The sequence below is a fragment of the Pantoea sp. X85 genome (assembly GCF_029623675.1).
Lineage (GTDB): Bacteria > Pseudomonadota > Gammaproteobacteria > Enterobacterales > Enterobacteriaceae > Pantoea > Pantoea leporis.
In genome coordinates this window covers 217,396-233,717 of the sequence record NZ_CP121108.1, presented here as the reverse complement: position 1 = coordinate 233,717, position 16,322 = coordinate 217,396, and the positions used below count along the sequence as shown (strand labels likewise).

Genomic DNA, 16,322 nt, shown 5'->3' with positions numbered 1-16,322 from the left:
CTTCGGAGTCAAACACTTTTTTCAGCGTCTTCATCCGGCGGGATGAATTTTTTCACTCCCTGCCGAGCCGTCTGCGTTGCCGCTTTGCCGTCTCAGTGGTGGCGCATTATAGGGAGTTATTCGGAGCTGACAAGGGTTAATTGCAAATAAATTACTGTTCGACCTAAATTTCGCCACAACGCTGTATTTCACAACGATTTGCCTGGTAACTGCGCAAAATCCTGGGCAAAAAGCGCCACTTTATTCCAATCGGTGTACTCCACTTCTTTCGATGTATCGGTTTCCCCGCCGGTCATACGCATAATGAATTGAATCATGACGCGATCAAACCAGCGATAACGCGGATAACGCAACGCACCGGCGAAAACCGCACAGCAATCGGGTTGCCACGGTGACTGCTCCAGGAACTTGCGCGTATACGCATTGGTCTCAGGCGTACACTTATCTGCTTTACGCGCCGTCAGGTTGACACTAAAGAAGCCGCTCACCCGCTGCTGCAGTTTTGCTTTGTGCTGGGTGACAAATTTCAGCAACGCCGGATTGAAATGGCCATAGCGGATCGAAGCACCAATCAGCACGCGATCATACTGCAACCAATCAATCTGCTGCGCCTGCAGTAAATCGATCACGTCACACAGTTGATGCGGCACTAACGTCTGTGCAATGCGCGCGGCAATGTCACGGGTTTGCCCATCGCGGCTGGAATACAGAATCAACGCTTTCATTACTCAATCCTATTTTATTATTCGCGCCAGAAGGTCGGCGTGAACAGCACCAGCAGCGTGAACACTTCAAGGCGTCCAAACAGCATGGTTAAAATCAAAATCCACTTCGCGACATCATTCATTGAAGTGAAGTTGTCTGCTACCACACCCAAACCGGGCCCGAGGTTATTCAGGGTCGCGGCCACGGCAGCAAAAGCCGAGAAGTCATCCACGCCGGTGGCGATGATCGCCAACATGCTGAGCAGGAACACCAGCGCATAAGCTGAGAAGAAACCCCACACCGCTTCGAGGATACGTTCCGGCAGCGCGCGATTACCCAACTTGATGGTGTAAACCGCATTCGGGTGCACCAATCGCTTCAGTTCACGCGAACCCTGTTTGAACAGCAGAAGAATGCGAATCACCTTCAAACCGCCGCCGGTTGAACCCGCCATGCCGCCGATAAAAGCCGAGCACAGTAGCAGCACCGGCAGGAACAGCGGCCAGCGCGCAATGCTGTCGGTGGTAAAACCGGCCGTGGTCGCCATTGATACCACCTGGAAAAACGCCTGATTCAGCGTTTGCCAGCCGCTGGCGTACACATTGTGGAACCACAACACTATGGTACAGATCAGCACTAAGGTCAGTTGTACGCCAATAAACATGCGGAATTCGGGATCGCGCCAGTACACTTTCAGGTTGCGACCACTTAATAAAGAGAAGTGCAGGCCATAGTTACAGCCCGAGATCAGCAGAAATACCGCGACAATGGTGTTGATAGTTGGGCTATTAAAGTAGCCGATGCTGGCATCATGGGTTGAGAACCCGCCAATCGCGATCGTCGAGAAGCTATGGCCGATAGCATCAAACATCGGCATGCCCGCCAGCCACAGCGCCACCGCGCACGCCACGGTGAGCAATACGTAGATCAGCCACAGCGTTTTAGCTGTTTCTGCGATACGCGGGCGCATCTTGTTATCTTTCAACGGTCCCGGCATTTCGGCGCGATAGAGCTGCATGCCACCCACGCCCAGAATGGGCAGAATCGCCACCGCTAGCACAATGATCCCCATCCCGCCGAGCCACTGCAGCATCTGACGATAGAACAAAATCGCTTTAGGCAACGTATCCAGTCCCACCAGCGTGGTGGCGCCGGTGGTAGTGAGGCCAGAGAAGGACTCAAAGAAGGCATCAGTGATTGAGAGATGCGGCTGCTCGGCGAAGATAAACGGCATCGCACCGACGCTGCCCAACACGGTCCAGAACAGCACCACGATAAGGAAGCCTTCGCGCGGCTTGAGTTCGGTTTTCTGCTTGCGGTTTGGCCACCACAGCAGTGAACCGATAACGATCGCCATCATAAAGGTCTGACTGAACGCGCGCCCGGCACCATCACGGTAAATTAAGGCGACGAGGCCCGGTAAAATCATGGTCACCGAGAACAGAATCACCAGCAGGCCCACGATGCGGGTAATGGCGCGAAAATGCATTCAGCCGTTTCCTTTAAACAGAAGCTTTTAGTTTGTCAGCGGGATGAGCGTCAGCGCGCCCCGGCTGTAATCAGAGAGGTTTTGGCGAAAGCCATCAATCTGCGCATGCGGCAACGCTAAACGCAGCGCAATACGATCCTGATAATGGCTCTCTTCTATAATGCCGTCAAAACGTTGCAGCAAGCGTTCGATGTCGCTGAGTTGGGCGTAATCGCACTGCAGAGTAAAAGATTCCATCGGCACTTTACGCTGACGCGCCAGTTGCTTCAGCCCTTGCTGCACGCCGCCGCCATAAGCTTTTACCAGGCCGCCGGTGCCCAGCATGATGCCGCCATAATAACGCACCACCACCGCGGTGATCTCACCGACACCGCTACCCATCAGCTGGGCCAGCATCGGTTTGCCCGCGGTGCCAGAAGGTTCGCCATCATCGGAGAAACCCAGCTGCTGCGAATCATCCGGCGCACCCGCCACCCACGCCCAGCAGTGATGCCGCGCGGTAGGATGTTCCTGCTTCACCTGCTGCACAAACGCGCGCGCCGCTTCCACGCCGGCCGTGTGCGCCAGCAAGGTGATGAAGCGGCTTTTCTTGATGGTTTCCTCGCTGAGACTTACGGCCTGAGCGGGAATGTCGTAAGCATCCATCAGGCAAGGTGCAAGTCGCGCGTCATGTTTTCAATGCGATTAGCGTGAACCACCACGTTATCCTCGATACGAATACCGCCGTAAGGTTTCAGTGCATCAATTGCCGTCCAGTCAAAGTATTGGCTGAACTTGCCGCCGCGCAGGTTCGTCAGCAGCGAATCGATAATATAGAAGCCCGGTTCGATAGTCAGCACCATGCCAGGTTCCAGCACGCGCGTACAACGCAAATACGGATATTGCGACGGTGCCGCCAGATGCGTGCCATTGTCGTCCTGCATAAAACCAGCCACATCGTGCACCTGCAGGCCGAGCGGATGTCCAAGGCCGTGCGGCATAAACGGATCGGTTAAATCTTCCGCCACCAGCGTCTCTTCAGTCAGGCCTTTCACCAACTCGAACTTCAGCAGCAGACGCGCAATGCGCTGATGCATCTGCAGATGATAATCGGTATAGCGCACGCCGGCTTTCAAGGTGGCGATCAGCGCCAGCTCTTCCTTGTTCATCGCCGCAACCATGTCGGCATAGCGCGATTTGCTCTGCGCCGCGTAGCTGCGCGTCAGGTCAGCGGCGTAACCGAGGTATTCCGCACCGGCGTCAATCAGGAAGCTGTGGCGTTTGGCCGGCGGCTGATGATCCAGTTTGGTGTAGTGCAGCACCGCGGCATGTTCATTGAGCGCAATGATGTTGCCATAAGGCACATCGGTATCGCGATGGCCGGTTGCGGTCAGATAGGCGATATTGATATCGAACTCGCTCATGCCAGAGAAGAACGCCTCTTTGGCAGCGCGATGGCCCGCCACCGCCAGCTTCTGCGCTTCGCGCATACACGCCAGTTCATAGTCGGTTTTGATACTGCGATGATAATGCAGGAAATCGATCACGCCTTTCGGGTTCACCTGCTCGCTGTTAATACCGAGCTGGGAAGCACGTGACGGCACCGGACCGATATAGGCTACGTTTTCACGCTGTGCTGGCAGCAGCTGCGCGATCTCATCGGCACTCTTCAGGCCAATCACCTCCACATCGTTAGTCCAGAAGCTGTTTGGCAGCGGCTCAACGTTGTGCCAGTAATCAACCGGCGAATAGAACCACAGCTTGGGTTTATTCACGCCATCAATCCATAACCAGCAGTTTGGCACCTGCGTCACCGGCACCCACGCTTTGAACTGGGGATTCACCTTAAACGGATAGTCGTGATCGTCGAGAAAAACGGTCAACAGTTCGCCGGAATGAATCAGCATGGCATCAAGCTTAAAGCGAGCCAGCACCTGCTGCGCTCGCTGCTGCAGCGTATTGATGTGCGCGTGATACAGGGTTTTCAGTGAATCCATGGACTAGTCTCCGATGTCGCGAAAGTGGCCGCAGTGTAGCACAGCCGTGTTAGTGATGCCGTGCTGCGCGCGCTGTGATCGTTGTATCAAATAATCAAACTCTCATTTGCAAATAATTAACATCACACTCACACTCCAACTCATCTGGTATGACCAGATCAACTTTCGCGGTTTCAGGAGACGGACATGCTCTACCAAGGCGATACCCTTTCAGTTCACTGGCTTGACGACGGCATCGCCGAGCTGGTTTTCGATGCGCCCGGTTCGGTGAACAAACTCGATACCAAAACCGTTGCCTCGTTGGGCGAGGCATTAAGCGTATTGGAACAGCAACCCGCGCTGCGCGGCCTGTTGCTCTCGTCGGCCAAACCGGCATTTATCGTTGGTGCCGACATCACAGAATTCCTGTCGCTGTTTGATGCGCCAGAAGAGAAGCTGAGCCAGTGGCTGGCGTTTGCCAACAGCATCTTCAATCGTTTAGAGGATTTGCCGGTGCCCACCGTGGCTGCCATCGACGGCTATGCGCTGGGCGGCGGCTGTGAATGCATACTGGCGACCGACTTCCGCATTGCCACGCCGACCGCACGCATTGGCCTGCCGGAAACCAAACTGGGCATTATGCCAGGCTTTGGCGGCAGCGTGCGCTTGCCGCGCCTGCTTGGCGCCGATAGCGCGATGGAGATTATCGCCGCCGGTAAAGATGTTGATGGCAGCAGCGCCCTGAAACTCGGTTTGGTGGATGCGGTAGTCAGCAGCGACAAACTACGTGCCGCTGCGCTGACCGTATTGCAGGACGCCATCGTGCAGGGCAACTGGCAGACACGCCGCGCGCCGAAGCTGGCACCGCTGAAACTCAGCCCGATTGAAGCCGCCATGAGCTTCACCATCGCCAAAAGCATGGTGCTGCAAACCGCGGGCAAACACTATCCGGCACCGATCACCGCCGTGAAAACCATTGAAGCTGCCGCCAGCCTCGGACGTGATGATGCGCTGAAGCTGGAAACCGCCGCGTTTGTGCCGCTGGCGCAGAGCGATGTGGCACGCGCGCTGGTCGGTATCTTCCTGAACGATCAGTACGTCAAAGGCCTGGCGAAAAAGCACAGCAGTGCGGCCGGTGCGCCGCAGCAAGCAGCAGTATTAGGCGCAGGCATTATGGGCGGCGGCATTGCTTATCAATCGGCATGGAAAGGCGTGCCGGTGATGATGAAAGATATCAATCCGCAGGCGTTAACGCTGGGCATGACCGAAGCCAGCAAGCTGCTGAACAAACAGCTGGAGCGCGGCAAAATTGATGGCGCGAAACTTGCGAGCGTACTCACCACCATTCAGCCCACGCTGGATTACGCCGGATTCGAACGCACCGACGTGGTGGTAGAAGCGGTAGTAGAGAATCCGCAGATCAAAGCCAAAGTGCTGGCAGAGACCGAACAGCATCTGCGCGAGGACGCCATTCTCGCCTCCAACACCTCAACCATTCCGATCAGCCTGCTGGCGCAAGCCCTGAAACGTCCGGAAAACTTCTGCGGCATGCACTTCTTCAATCCGGTACCGCGTATGCCGCTGGTTGAAGTGATTCGCGGTGAGAAAACCTCAGAAGCGACCCTCAGTAAAGTGGTGGCCTGGGCGAGCAAAATGGGCAAGACGCCGATTGTGGTGAATGACTGTCCCGGCTTCTTTGTGAATCGCGTGCTGTTCCCCTACTTCGCCGCCTTCAGCCTGCTGCTGCGCGACGGCGCGGATTTCCGTCAGATCGATAAAGTGATGGAAAAACAGTTCGGCTGGCCGATGGGCCCCGCGTGGCTGCTGGATGTGGTCGGCATTGATACCGCGCATCACGCTCAGCAGGTGATGGCGCAAGGTTTCCCGTCTCGCATGCAGAAAGATTATCGCGACGCGATCGACGTGCTGTTTGACGCCAAACGTTACGGCCAGAAAAACGGTCAGGGCTTTTACCGCTGGGAGCAGGATAAAAAAGGCAAAGCGCAGAAGAGAGCCGATGCGGCTGTCGATGCGCTGCTGGAACCGATTTGCCAGCCGACGCGCGTGTTCAGCGATGACGAGATCGCCAACCGCATGATGCTGCCGATGCTCAACGAAGTGGTGCGCTGCCTCGAAGAGAAGATCATCGCTTCACCGGCCGAAGCTGATATGGCGCTGGTGTACGGTTTAGGCTTCCCGCCGTTCCGTGGCGGCGCGTTCCGCTACATGGATACGCTGGGCAACAGCAACGTGGTCGATCAGGCCAAACGTTATACCGCGCTCGGCCCGCTGTATGCGCTGCCGGAGCTGCTGTTGCAAAAAGCCCATCAGCATCAGAGCTGGTATCCCGCGGTGCAACCGATTGACGAAGCGGCGCTGCAAAGTGCCTGAGGTAATGAAAATGGAAAAAGTGGTAATTGTTGATGCGGTCCGCACGCCGATGGGCCGCTCCAAAGGCGGCGCGTTTCGTCAGGTACGGGCGGAAGATCTCTCGGCGCATTTGATGCGCGAGCTGCTGAGCCGCAACCCGGCGGTTGATCCCGCCACGCTGGACGACATTATCTGGGGCTGCGTGCAGCAGACGCTGGAGCAAGGCTTCAACATTGCACGTAACGCCGCGCTGCTGGCGGAGATCCCGCATCGCGTACCTGCCAGCACCGTCAACCGCCTGTGCGGTTCGTCGATGCAGGCGCTGCACGACGCGGCACGTGCGATTATGGTTGGCGATGCGCACAGCTGCCTGATTGGCGGCGTAGAACATATGGGCCACGTGCCGATGAGCCACGGCGTGGATTTCCATCCGGGCCTGGGTCGCACGGTGGCGAAAGCGGCGGGCATGATGGGGTTAACAGCCGAGATGCTGGCGCGCATGCATCACATTACGCGTGAGCAGCAGGATGCTTTTGCGCTGCGTTCGCACCAGCGTGCGTGGGCGGCAACTCAACGTGGCGATTTCAAGCGTGAGATTGTGGCGACCTACGGCCACGACGCCGACGGCGTGTTGAAGCGCTTTGAGAGCGACGAAGTGATCCGCGAAGAGACCAGCCTCGAAGGATTGGCTGCGCTGCGACCGGCATTCGATCCGGTCAACGGCACCGTGACCGCAGGCAGCTCATCCGCGCTTTCCGACGGCGCAGCCGCGATGCTGATCATGAGTGAAAGCCGCGCACGCGAACTCGGTCTGACAGCGCGCGCGCGCATTCGCAGCATGGCGGTGGTTGGCTGCGATCCGTCGATTATGGGTTACGGTCCGGTTCCCGCCAGCAAGCTGGCGCTTAAGCGCGCCGGATTGAGCGTGCAGGATATCGACCTGTTCGAGTTCAACGAGGCTTTTGCCGCACAGGCGCTGCCATGCATTAAAGACATGGGCTTGCTGGAACAGCTGGATGAAAAAGTGAATTTGAATGGCGGCGCGATTGCGCTCGGTCATCCGCTGGGATGTTCCGGTGCGCGTATCAGTACTACGCTGCTGAACCTGATGGAACGTCGCGATGCGCAATTTGGTCTGGCGACCATGTGCATTGGCTTAGGCCAGGGCATCGCCACGGTGTTCGAACGAGTTTAATACGTTAATGTTGCACGTGTTCCCGCCCTTTCGGGCGGGCTTTTTTGCGCAATAAATTGCGCCGCGACGAATCCGTGCACATTATCGTAGCGGCGCGATTTATCGCGTTCTGTTGACCTCAAATAAAGGCAAACGCATCGCCAAACATCTGCGCTTCCAGCGCACCGCGCTCGGCGCAGAAACGCTCACGCGCAATCTTCGCCATCTCAAAACGACCGGCAATATAGATATCGTGCTCGCTGAGCGACGCGAAATCCTGCATCACCGCCGTCAGCACCGTGCCACTGCGTCCGGTCCAGTCATCCGCCGGTTGTTCAACCACCGGAATCACTTTCAGGTTCGGATGCTTCACCGCCAGCGCATTCAGCTCATCCAGATCGTACAGATGCATCAGCTCACGGCCGCCCCAGTAAATCGCGATCTCGCGATCGGGTTGCTGTGCCAGCGCGGTCAGCAGAATAGAACGCGCATAGGAGAAGCCGGTACCGCCCGCGATCAGAATGATCGGACGCTCGCTATCTTCACGCAGCCAGGCATCGCCGTGCGGCATATCAACCGTAATCTGGCGATCGTTCTTGATGCGGTCCATCACCGCCATCGCGTAGAGATTGAGATCCGACGCGCCGATGTGCAGCTCAATGATGTCCTTTTCCATTGGCGTAGAAGCCAGCGAAAACGGGCGCTTATCGCGCTCATCCATCACCACCATCAAATACTGTCCGGCGCGGAAGTTAAAATCCGCCGCCGGAATTAAACGAACGCGGTAAACCGTGTCCGTAATCGCTTCAACCGAAGTCACTTTGCAGCTTAACGTTGTCATGCGTTCCCTTTTTCTTCGGGTCTAATTGGTCTGCCGCCGTTAGCGCTGCGGCGGCTCGGCAAAGATAGCTAACTCATCCCAAATGGCGTCAATGCGCGCGGTCACCGCCGGATCTTTCACAATCGGCGTGCCCCACTCGCGCGTGGTTTCGCCCGGCCACTTATTGGTCGCATCAAGTCCCATCTTCGAGCCTAAGCCGGAAACCGGCGAGGCGAAGTCGAGATAATCGATGGGCGTGTTCTCAACCAGCACCGTATCGCGTGCCGGATCCATGCGGGTGGTAATCGCCCAAATCACATCATTCCAGTCGCGCGCGTTGACGTCGTCATCGCACACAATCACGAACTTGGTGTACATGAACTGACGCAGGAACGACCACACGCCGAACATCACGCGCTTGGAGTGACCCGCGTACTGTTTCTTTATTGTCACTACCGCGAGGCGATAAGAGCAGCCTTCCGGCGGCAGATAGAAATCAACGATCTCCGGGAACTGCTTGATCAGAATCGGCACCAGCACTTCATTGAGCGCCACGCCCAACACCGCCGGTTCATCCGGTGGACGTCCGGTGTAGGTTGAATGATAAATCGGGTTGCGACGTTGCGTTACGTGCGTCACGGTAAACACCGGGAAGCTATCTACTTCATTGTAGTAGCCTGTGTGGTCGCCGTACGGGCCTTCCGGCGCGACATCGCCCGGCTCGATATAACCTTCCAGCACGATTTCCGCGCTGGCCGGCACTTCGAGTTCGTTTGAAACGCACTTCACCACTTCGGTTTTATTCCCGCGCAGCAAACCGGCAAAGGCGTATTCGGAGAGTGTATCCGGCACCGGCGTTACCGCGCCGAGAATGGTGGCAGGATCGGCGCCCAGCGCCACCGACACCGGGAAACGTTCGCCCGGATGCGCTTTACACCACTCCTGGAAATCCAGCGCGCCGCCGCGATGCGACAGCCAGCGCATAATCACGCGGTTCTTGCCGATCACCTGCTGACGATAGATACCCAGATTTTGTCGCTCTTTATGCGGGCCGCGCGTGACGGTTAATCCCCACGTAATCAGCGGCGCAGCATCGCCCGGCCAGCATTTCATCACCGGAATGCGCGACAGATCGACGTCATCGCCGCTGAAAATCTCTTCCTGGCACGGCGCATTGCGCAGACGCTTGGTTGGCATGTTCAGCACTTGCTTGAACTGCGGCATCTTATCAAACAGATCGCGGAAGCCTTTTGGTGGCTCCGGCTCTTTCAGGAACGCCAGCAGCTTGCCCACTTCACGCAGCGCACTGACCTCTTCCTGGCCCATGCCCATCGCCACGCGTTTGGGTGTGCCAAACAGATTACACAGCACCGGCATGTCGTACCCTTTCGGGTTTTCGAACAGCAGCGCCGGGCCGCCAGCGCGCAGCGTGCGGTCGGCAATTTCCGTCATCTCTAACTCAGGATCGATCTCCTGAGTGATGCGCTTTAACTCGCCACGCTGTTCCAGCAATGCGAGGAAGTCTCGTAAATCCTGATATTTCATGCGGCTTTAGCTTTCCGGCCAGAGTGAAACGCCATTATAGAGGCGTTTTACGCTGACATGTTGAGGTTTTGCGTCAGGCAGGCTGACAGGAAAACGGCACCAGCGACTGAATCGCCAATACATCGTGATAAGCAGTAATCGGCTCGCCGTGACGGAACACTTTGAAGTCTTCACCGCGTGCGCTGTAGTAACGCAGGCGATTTTCGCTCACGTGCAGGAAGCTGGCTTCACGCAGCGCAATCACCGATTCATGCGGGTTAACGGCACAGAACTCGGCCAGTCGTTCATCACGCGTTTCGCCCATATGGCCGCTGACGTGCGCATCAAGATAATGCGGATTGATCTGCACCGGGAACAAACCCAGCGCGGGCAACACTACGCTGCTGCGCACCGGCATATCATTGGTGGTGCGAATGGAAGGTGTTGCCACATTGCAACCGGCGCTCCAGCCGACGTACGGCACATCACGCTCGCGCACCGCGCGTTGGATAGCGACGATCAAGCCGTGCTCGTGCAGCATTTGATTGAGGAACCAGGTATTTCCGCCGCTGACCAGAATCAGCTCAGCTTGTTCAATCGCCGCAACGGGCGATGCAAACTCGTGCACGGTGCGCACGTCAATGCCTAACGACGCGGATAAGTCCTGCGCGCGCTGCGCGTGATCGCCACGAATAATCGCGTACGGTACCAGCACCGCCGAAGTGATGCCGCGCTGGGCGATCATCGCATGCAGCTGCGGGTGGGCGTAACTTAACAGCGGCGCATCGTCAGCCACTTTACCGTTACTCAACAGGAACAGTTCCATCAGCCACTCCTTTTCAATCGAAAGATGGGGAGGGAGTCTGATACAGATGGTCGCCGGCCGTCAATTTTCTTGCAAGAAAGCGTAAATAAGCCGCATCAATCGGATAAATCGTAGTGAAATTGTTTTCAGCGCCCGGTTCCACCCGCCGATGCGCTATAACTCTGACAACTGATTTGATATTCTTAGCGTCCATTATTTGGGAGCGGTTATGGAATCCTGGTACTTACTCTATTGCAAACGTGGACAACTGTTGCGCGCGAAAGAGCATCTTGAGCGGCAAGAGGTGAATTGCCTCAGCCCGATGATCGCTCTGGAGAAGATTGTGCGCGGTAAACGCACCACCGTGAGTGAGCCGCTGTTTCCCAACTATCTGTTTATCGAATTCGATCCCGAAGCGATTCACACCACCACCATCAGCAGCACGCGCGGCGTCAGCCACTTCGTGCGCTTTGGCACCATGCCGGCCACCGTATCAAATGATGTGATCGAAGCGCTGCAAACCGACGTGCCGCAGATCGTGCTTGATGCGGAAACCCCACAAAGCGGTGATGAAGTGATCATCACCGATGGCACGTTCGAAGGGCTGCGCGCCATTTTTGCCGAGCCGGATGGCGAAACGCGCTCCGTTCTGCTGCTCAACATGCTGAACAAACAGGTGATGCGCAGCGTGGATAACAAACAGTTCCGTAAACTCTAAGCGAGTTTAAACAGCTGACGCGCGTTGAGATTAACCTGCGCGCCCAGCGCTTCCGCCTCCTCGCCACGCCAGTTCGCCACCTGCTGCACAATATGCGGCAGGAAGCATGGCTCATTGCGGCGCGAAGTGGGACGCGGATGCATATCGCGCGGCAGTAAATACGGTGCGTCGGTTTCCAGTAACAGGCGCTCAGCCGGAATCAGCGGCAGCAATTCACGCAGTTCCATACCGCGACGCTCGTCGCACACCCAACCGGTAATGCCCACCGACAATCCCAGCGCCAGGCACGCTTGCAGCTCGTCACGCGTACCGGTAAAGCAGTGCACGACTGCGCCAACCAGCTTCGGTAGCCACGGCTCAAGTACCGCAACAAAACGGTCGTGCGCTTCACGGCAATGCAAAAACACCGGCAGCTGCAGCTCAGCGGCCAACGCCAGTTGCGCATCGAAAGCGTATTCCTGCTGATCGTGGGCCGAAAGATTGCGATTGAAATCCAGGCCACATTCGCCAATCGCGACCACCTGCTCACTTTCCGCCAGGCGACGCAAGGTATTCGCGGTTTCCGCCGACCATTCACTGGCATGGTGCGGATGGACGCCGGCGGTTGACCAGCAATAGCCCGCGTGCAATGCCGCCAGCTGCCGCGCCTGCTGGCTCTCCAGCGCGTTGGTGCCGGTAATTAACAGGCCGGTGACGCCTGCTTCGCGCGCACGTTTTACCACCTGCTCGCGATCTTTTGCGAATTGCGTGCTGGTCAGGTTTACACCGATATCAAACATGTCTTCTCCCCAATAAAAAACCGCCCAACGGGGCGGTTTAGATTCATCTTCCCGCGCGCTGCGGGATGCCCTGCATTAAGGACATCAGGATTCGGTGTTGTGTTCCTCATCCGAAGACTGACGTCCTTTACCCACATAGTAGCGGGAGAAGAATACGCCGACTTCAAACAGGCAGTACATCGGAATAGCGAGCAAAGTTTGCGAGAAAACATCCGGCGGTGTGAGCAACATCCCAACCACGAACGCGCCAACCAACATATAAGGACGTTTCTTTTTCAGATCTTCTGGTGAAGTTATGCCGGTCCAGCACAGCAGCACAATTGCAATCGGCACCTCAAACGCCACGCCGAAGGCCATGAAAATCGTCATGACGAAGTCGAGGTAGTTGGTGATATCCGTTGCGATGGTCACGCCTTGCGGCGCGGTTTTGGCGAAGAAGCCAAACGCCAGCGGGAACACGATGAAGTAAGCAAACGCCACGCCGACGTAAAACAGCAGCGTACTGGAGAACAGCAGCGGCATCACCAGTTTGCGTTCGTGGCGATAGAGCGCGGGCGCCACAAAGGCCCACACCTGATACAGAATCACCGGCACGGCCAGAAACACCGAAACGATGATGGTCAGCTTGATCGGCGTGAAGAATGGCGATGCGACGTCGGTAGCGATCATGCTCGCCCCGGCTGGCATCTGGCTGATCAGCGGCGACGCGACCAGATGGTAAATATCATTCGCAAAATAGACCAGACACAGAAAGATGACTAAAACAGCGATGATGCAATTCAACAAACGCTTGCGCAGCTCAATCAAATGGCTAATGAGCGGTTGGGTATCTTCAACGGCCATGTTTATCGTTCATCTTTTACGAGAGAAGTCTTCGCGGTGCTTTCAGGAGCACTGGCGACGGGAGGGGTTTCTGCGGCAGAGATTTCGTCAGTAGGCTGCGGAGTCTGTGCAGGCGCACTGGTTTGATGCTCTGCTGCTGCGGGCGTGACCGCAGGTGAAGTCACGGGCTGCACGGCGGCTGGCGGAGTCTGATGAATAGTGTTGGCTTCATCTTCCTCTTTTTCGAGATCGATACTCTGCTGCACCGAACGCTTCATGGAGTCGGCGGTTTTACGCAGTTCTTCCATCGACTCTTTCAGCTCGGGTGACAACGTGCCACGGCCCGCTTCTTCCACCTTTTTCAGGCTGTCCTGCAATTCCTGCAGTTTCAACTCTTGCGCCAGTTCGTTTTGTACATTCGCGGCCAGCGAGCGAATGGCTCTGATCCAGCCGACGACGGTTTTCACCGCAACCGGTAACCGCTGCGGGCCAAGCACAATCAGCCCGATCACGAACACTAATACCAGTTCACTAAAACCAATGTCGAACACAGTTATACCTGCTTGTCGTTCCGGGCGTCGTCTTTAGTCGCCGTGGTTTGCTGTTTGTCTGCCAGAGTTTTGGCGTTGAAGTCAGCGTCCTGCTCTTTCGGTTGATCCTTTTTATCGTCTTCATCGCCCATAGCTTTTTTGAAGCCACGAATGGAAGATCCTAAATCCGAACCCAGGTTACGAAGTTTGTTGGTACCGAACAGAAGAACAACAATGACGGCAATGATTAACAATTGCCAAATACTGATACCGCCCATGAGATATGCCTCTAATATTCTGTGAAAAACTGTTGACTGTAACGCACAGAAAGCCCGTATGATTTCGGGCTTTAGCTTGCGACATTACGCGATTTGCACCAGGCAGACAATCAGTTTGTCTTGCGCCAGCCAATAAGCCAGGTGACGATGCCAGCGGCCATTAATAGCGCCGGGAAGAAATCCCAATCCGGTCGACTTAACAGCACGGCGGTGCCACTTAATAACAGTGTAGCGCCTACACCAAACAGATAGCGCGCCTGATGATTGCGTGTTCGCTGTACGTTTAAATCGGTGACGAGTTTATCGACGCTGTGCTTCAATAATTTGTGCTGGCGCATGCTGTCGTAAAATAGCTCCGGCAACTCCGGCAGTTTTTCCGCCCAGTACGGCGCTTTCTCTTTCACCGCCCGCAAAATCGCCGGGATACCAATCTGATCTTTGATCCAATCTTCGAGGAAAGGCTTGGCCGTTTTCCACAGGTCAAGCTGCGGATAGAGCTGGCGGCCAATCCCTTCAATATACAGCAGCGTCTTCTGCAACAGCACCAGCTGCGGCTGCACTTCCATATTAAAGCGACGCGCGGTGTTGAACAGGTTCAGCAGCACGTGGCCAAACGAAATCTCAGCCAGCGGCTTTTCGAAAATCGGCTCACATACGGTACGAATGGCAAACTCAAAGTCTTCGACGTTGGTATCGGCCGGTACCCAGCCAGAATCCACATGCAGCTCGGCCACTTTGCGGTAATCGCGGTTAAAGAAGGCGATGAAGTTCTCGGCCAGATAGCGCTTATCTTCTTTGTTCAGCGAACCGACGATACCGCAGTCGATGCCGATATATTGCGGATCTTCCGGGTGATCGTAGCTGACGAAGATATTGCCAGGATGCATATCGGCATGGAAGAAGCTGTCGCGGAACACCTGAGTGAAGAATACCTGCACACCGCGCTCGGCCAGCAGTTTCATGTTAACGCCGTGCTGCTCCAGCGTGGCGATATCTGAGATCGGAATGCCGTAAATGCGCTCCATCACCATCATCGATTCGCTGCAATAATCAGAGAACACTTCCGGCACATACAGCATGCGGCTTTGGTCAAAATTACGACGCAGCTGGATGGCGTTCGCCGCTTCACGCAGCAGATTCAGCTCATCAATTAAGGTCTTTTCGTAATCGCGCACCACTTCTACCGGACGCAGACGACGACCATCCGGCAACAAACGCGGCACCCAACGCGCCAGACGGTAAATCAGTCGCATATCGGCTCTGATCACCGGCAGGATGTCGGGACGAATCACTTTAATTACCACCGCGCGGCCGTTGGATTTCAGCGTTGCGGTATGCACCTGCGCGATAGAAGCCGAGGCCAGCGGTTTGATATCGAAGTCTTCAAACCAGGTTTCCACCGGGCCGCCAATCGACTTTTCAATCTGCTGTTTGGCTTTCACGCCATCAAATGGCGCAACGCGGTCCTGCAGCACCGCCAGTTCATCGGCAATCGCCGGTGGGAACAGATCGCGACGCGTCGAGAGCATTTGACCGAATTTGATCCACACCGGCCCCAACTGCTCCATCGCTAAACGGATGCGCACGCCGGCGGAAGCATCTTTATGTTGGTTAGGGATCCAGAAGATGCAGCGCCGCCACAAGCGTAAAAGCAGTGTGAAGCGCATGCGGGGAATCAGTTCATCAAGGCCGTAAGTCAGAAAGATCTTGATGATGAAGTATAAGCGCCGAATTTCTCCCAGCGTCATTTCGCCTCCAGCTGTGCCAAACGCGTTTCAAACGCATTGAGCGAACGTTCTGTCGCTTCCACTTCCTCGCAAAACCATGCCAGTTCCAGTGCGCCCGGCGCAACGCGCCACTCTTCTGTCAGCACCTGACCAAGATAATCCTGACGGCGGATGAACTGCTGCTGCACGAACTTCAGCGCCTGCTGTGCGGCCTGGCTTACGCCTTGCGCAGCGATATCGCCAATCCACGGTGCAAGATATTCCGCCGGATCCAGCTCGGCGAGATCCATCAGCGCGGAGAATTGCTGTACCACCTGCAAATCGCCGTCCACCTCCAGTTCACCGCTACGAATCAGGCTGGTGAGCTGCTGGCGATCGCGCAGTTTCGGCAAAGTACTGACACGCAAACTCACCGTGCAGTCGCTGTTGTCTTGCCAATCACTCAGCACATCGAGTTGCGATTCGCTAAATACCAGCACCAAAGGAAAATCGAGCTCTTGCAGACGCAGCATCAATACCTTACCAGCCAAACGCTGGCGTGCGGCTCTCAGGCTGCGATCGCGATAGAGAACACGGTTCAGGGCGGTCTCAAGACCGCCGGTGATGAGAGGAGTTAAAGTCATGAT

The 16,322-nt window shown here is 56.1% G+C and carries 16 protein-coding genes; 3 read left to right on the top strand and 13 right to left on the bottom strand.

Annotated features, from left to right (window positions below):
• Window positions 1-188 precede the first annotated feature (188 nt).
• From hemG to pepQ, 4 genes are read right to left on the bottom strand one after another with little or no spacing between them, the layout of a single operon-like run.
• Complete coding sequence (hemG, locus tag P6287_RS01060; RefSeq protein ID WP_277974376.1) at window positions 189-725, bottom strand: menaquinone-dependent protoporphyrinogen IX dehydrogenase; 537 nt, start codon at window positions 723-725, stop codon at window positions 189-191.
• Window positions 726-742: 17 nt separating this feature from the next.
• Window positions 743-2,194 carry a Trk system potassium transporter TrkH gene (trkH, locus tag P6287_RS01055; RefSeq protein ID WP_101763723.1) on the bottom strand — a complete coding sequence of 484 codons (1,452 nt, stop codon included), beginning with the start codon at window positions 2,192-2,194 and terminating at the stop codon, window positions 743-745.
• 27 nt (window positions 2,195-2,221) lie between these two features.
• Complete coding sequence (locus P6287_RS01050) at window positions 2,222-2,839, bottom strand: IMPACT family protein (RefSeq protein WP_137384924.1); 618 nt, start codon at window positions 2,837-2,839, stop codon at window positions 2,222-2,224.
• Window positions 2,839-4,170 (bottom strand): Xaa-Pro dipeptidase, encoded by a 1,332-nt coding sequence (gene pepQ, locus P6287_RS01045; protein WP_277974375.1) that lies wholly within the window; start codon window positions 4,168-4,170, stop codon window positions 2,839-2,841. The genes P6287_RS01050 and pepQ overlap by 1 nt, the downstream gene beginning before the upstream one ends.
• 186 nt (window positions 4,171-4,356) lie before the next feature.
• On the opposite strand from pepQ, the gene fadB reads away from it, so the two are divergent.
• Window positions 4,357-6,540 (top strand): fatty acid oxidation complex subunit alpha FadB, encoded by a 2,184-nt coding sequence (gene fadB, locus P6287_RS01040; protein WP_277974374.1) that lies wholly within the window; start codon window positions 4,357-4,359, stop codon window positions 6,538-6,540.
• Window positions 6,541-6,550: 10 nt separating this feature from the next.
• A complete protein-coding gene (gene fadA / locus P6287_RS01035; RefSeq protein WP_137386834.1) occupies window positions 6,551-7,714 on the top strand; it encodes an acetyl-CoA C-acyltransferase FadA in 1,164 nt (387 codons plus the stop codon).
• 118 nt (window positions 7,715-7,832) lie between these two features.
• Here fadA and fre read toward each other — a convergent pair whose 3' ends face one another.
• The 3 genes from fre to pepE form a co-directional block, all read right to left on the bottom strand.
• Window positions 7,833-8,534, bottom strand: coding sequence for an NAD(P)H-flavin reductase (fre, locus tag P6287_RS01030; protein WP_101763727.1), 702 nt, complete (start codon window positions 8,532-8,534; stop codon window positions 7,833-7,835).
• Window positions 8,535-8,573: 39 nt separating this feature from the next.
• Window positions 8,574-10,058: a 4-hydroxy-3-polyprenylbenzoate decarboxylase gene (ubiD, locus tag P6287_RS01025; protein ID WP_277974373.1), complete on the bottom strand. Its 1,485-nt coding sequence runs from the start codon at window positions 10,056-10,058 to the stop codon at window positions 8,574-8,576.
• 73 nt (window positions 10,059-10,131) lie between these two features.
• A complete protein-coding gene (gene pepE, locus P6287_RS01020; protein WP_137384921.1) occupies window positions 10,132-10,863 on the bottom strand; it encodes a dipeptidase PepE in 732 nt (243 codons plus the stop codon).
• A gap of 208 nt (window positions 10,864-11,071) precedes the next feature.
• Here pepE and rfaH point away from each other — a divergent pair, with 208 nt between their 5' ends.
• The gene (rfaH, locus tag P6287_RS01015; RefSeq protein WP_101763730.1) at window positions 11,072-11,560 is read left to right on the top strand and encodes a transcription/translation regulatory transformer protein RfaH; all 489 of its coding nucleotides are present in this window, start codon (window positions 11,072-11,074) and stop codon (window positions 11,558-11,560) included.
• Here the strand turns inward: rfaH and tatD are convergent.
• The 6 genes from tatD to P6287_RS00985 all read right to left on the bottom strand — a co-directional run bounded on the left by tatD (window position 11,557) and on the right by P6287_RS00985 (window position 16,319).
• Window positions 11,557-12,339: a 3'-5' ssDNA/RNA exonuclease TatD gene (gene tatD, locus P6287_RS01010; protein ID WP_137384920.1), complete on the bottom strand. Its 783-nt coding sequence runs from the start codon at window positions 12,337-12,339 to the stop codon at window positions 11,557-11,559. The two genes, rfaH and tatD, sit on opposite strands and share 4 nt — an antisense overlap.
• A gap of 84 nt (window positions 12,340-12,423) precedes the next feature.
• Window positions 12,424-13,182 (bottom strand): Sec-independent protein translocase subunit TatC, encoded by a 759-nt coding sequence (tatC, locus tag P6287_RS01005; protein WP_101763732.1) that lies wholly within the window; start codon window positions 13,180-13,182, stop codon window positions 12,424-12,426.
• A 2-nt stretch (window positions 13,183-13,184) separates the two neighbouring features.
• On the bottom strand, window positions 13,185-13,712 hold the full coding sequence (gene tatB / locus P6287_RS01000; RefSeq protein ID WP_101763733.1) for a Sec-independent protein translocase protein TatB: 528 nt from the start codon (window positions 13,710-13,712) through the stop codon (window positions 13,185-13,187).
• 2 nt (window positions 13,713-13,714) lie between these two features.
• Complete coding sequence (tatA, locus tag P6287_RS00995; protein WP_008105810.1) at window positions 13,715-13,969, bottom strand: Sec-independent protein translocase subunit TatA; 255 nt, start codon at window positions 13,967-13,969, stop codon at window positions 13,715-13,717.
• A 110-nt stretch (window positions 13,970-14,079) separates the two neighbouring features.
• Window positions 14,080-15,717, bottom strand: coding sequence for a ubiquinone biosynthesis regulatory protein kinase UbiB (gene ubiB / locus P6287_RS00990; RefSeq protein ID WP_101763734.1), 1,638 nt, complete (start codon window positions 15,715-15,717; stop codon window positions 14,080-14,082).
• Entirely contained in the window at window positions 15,714-16,319 is a 606-nt protein-coding gene (locus P6287_RS00985) for an SCP2 domain-containing protein (RefSeq protein WP_192414436.1), read from the bottom strand. Before P6287_RS00985 ends, ubiB begins: the two co-directional genes overlap by 4 nt.
• Window positions 16,320-16,322 lie beyond the last annotated feature (3 nt).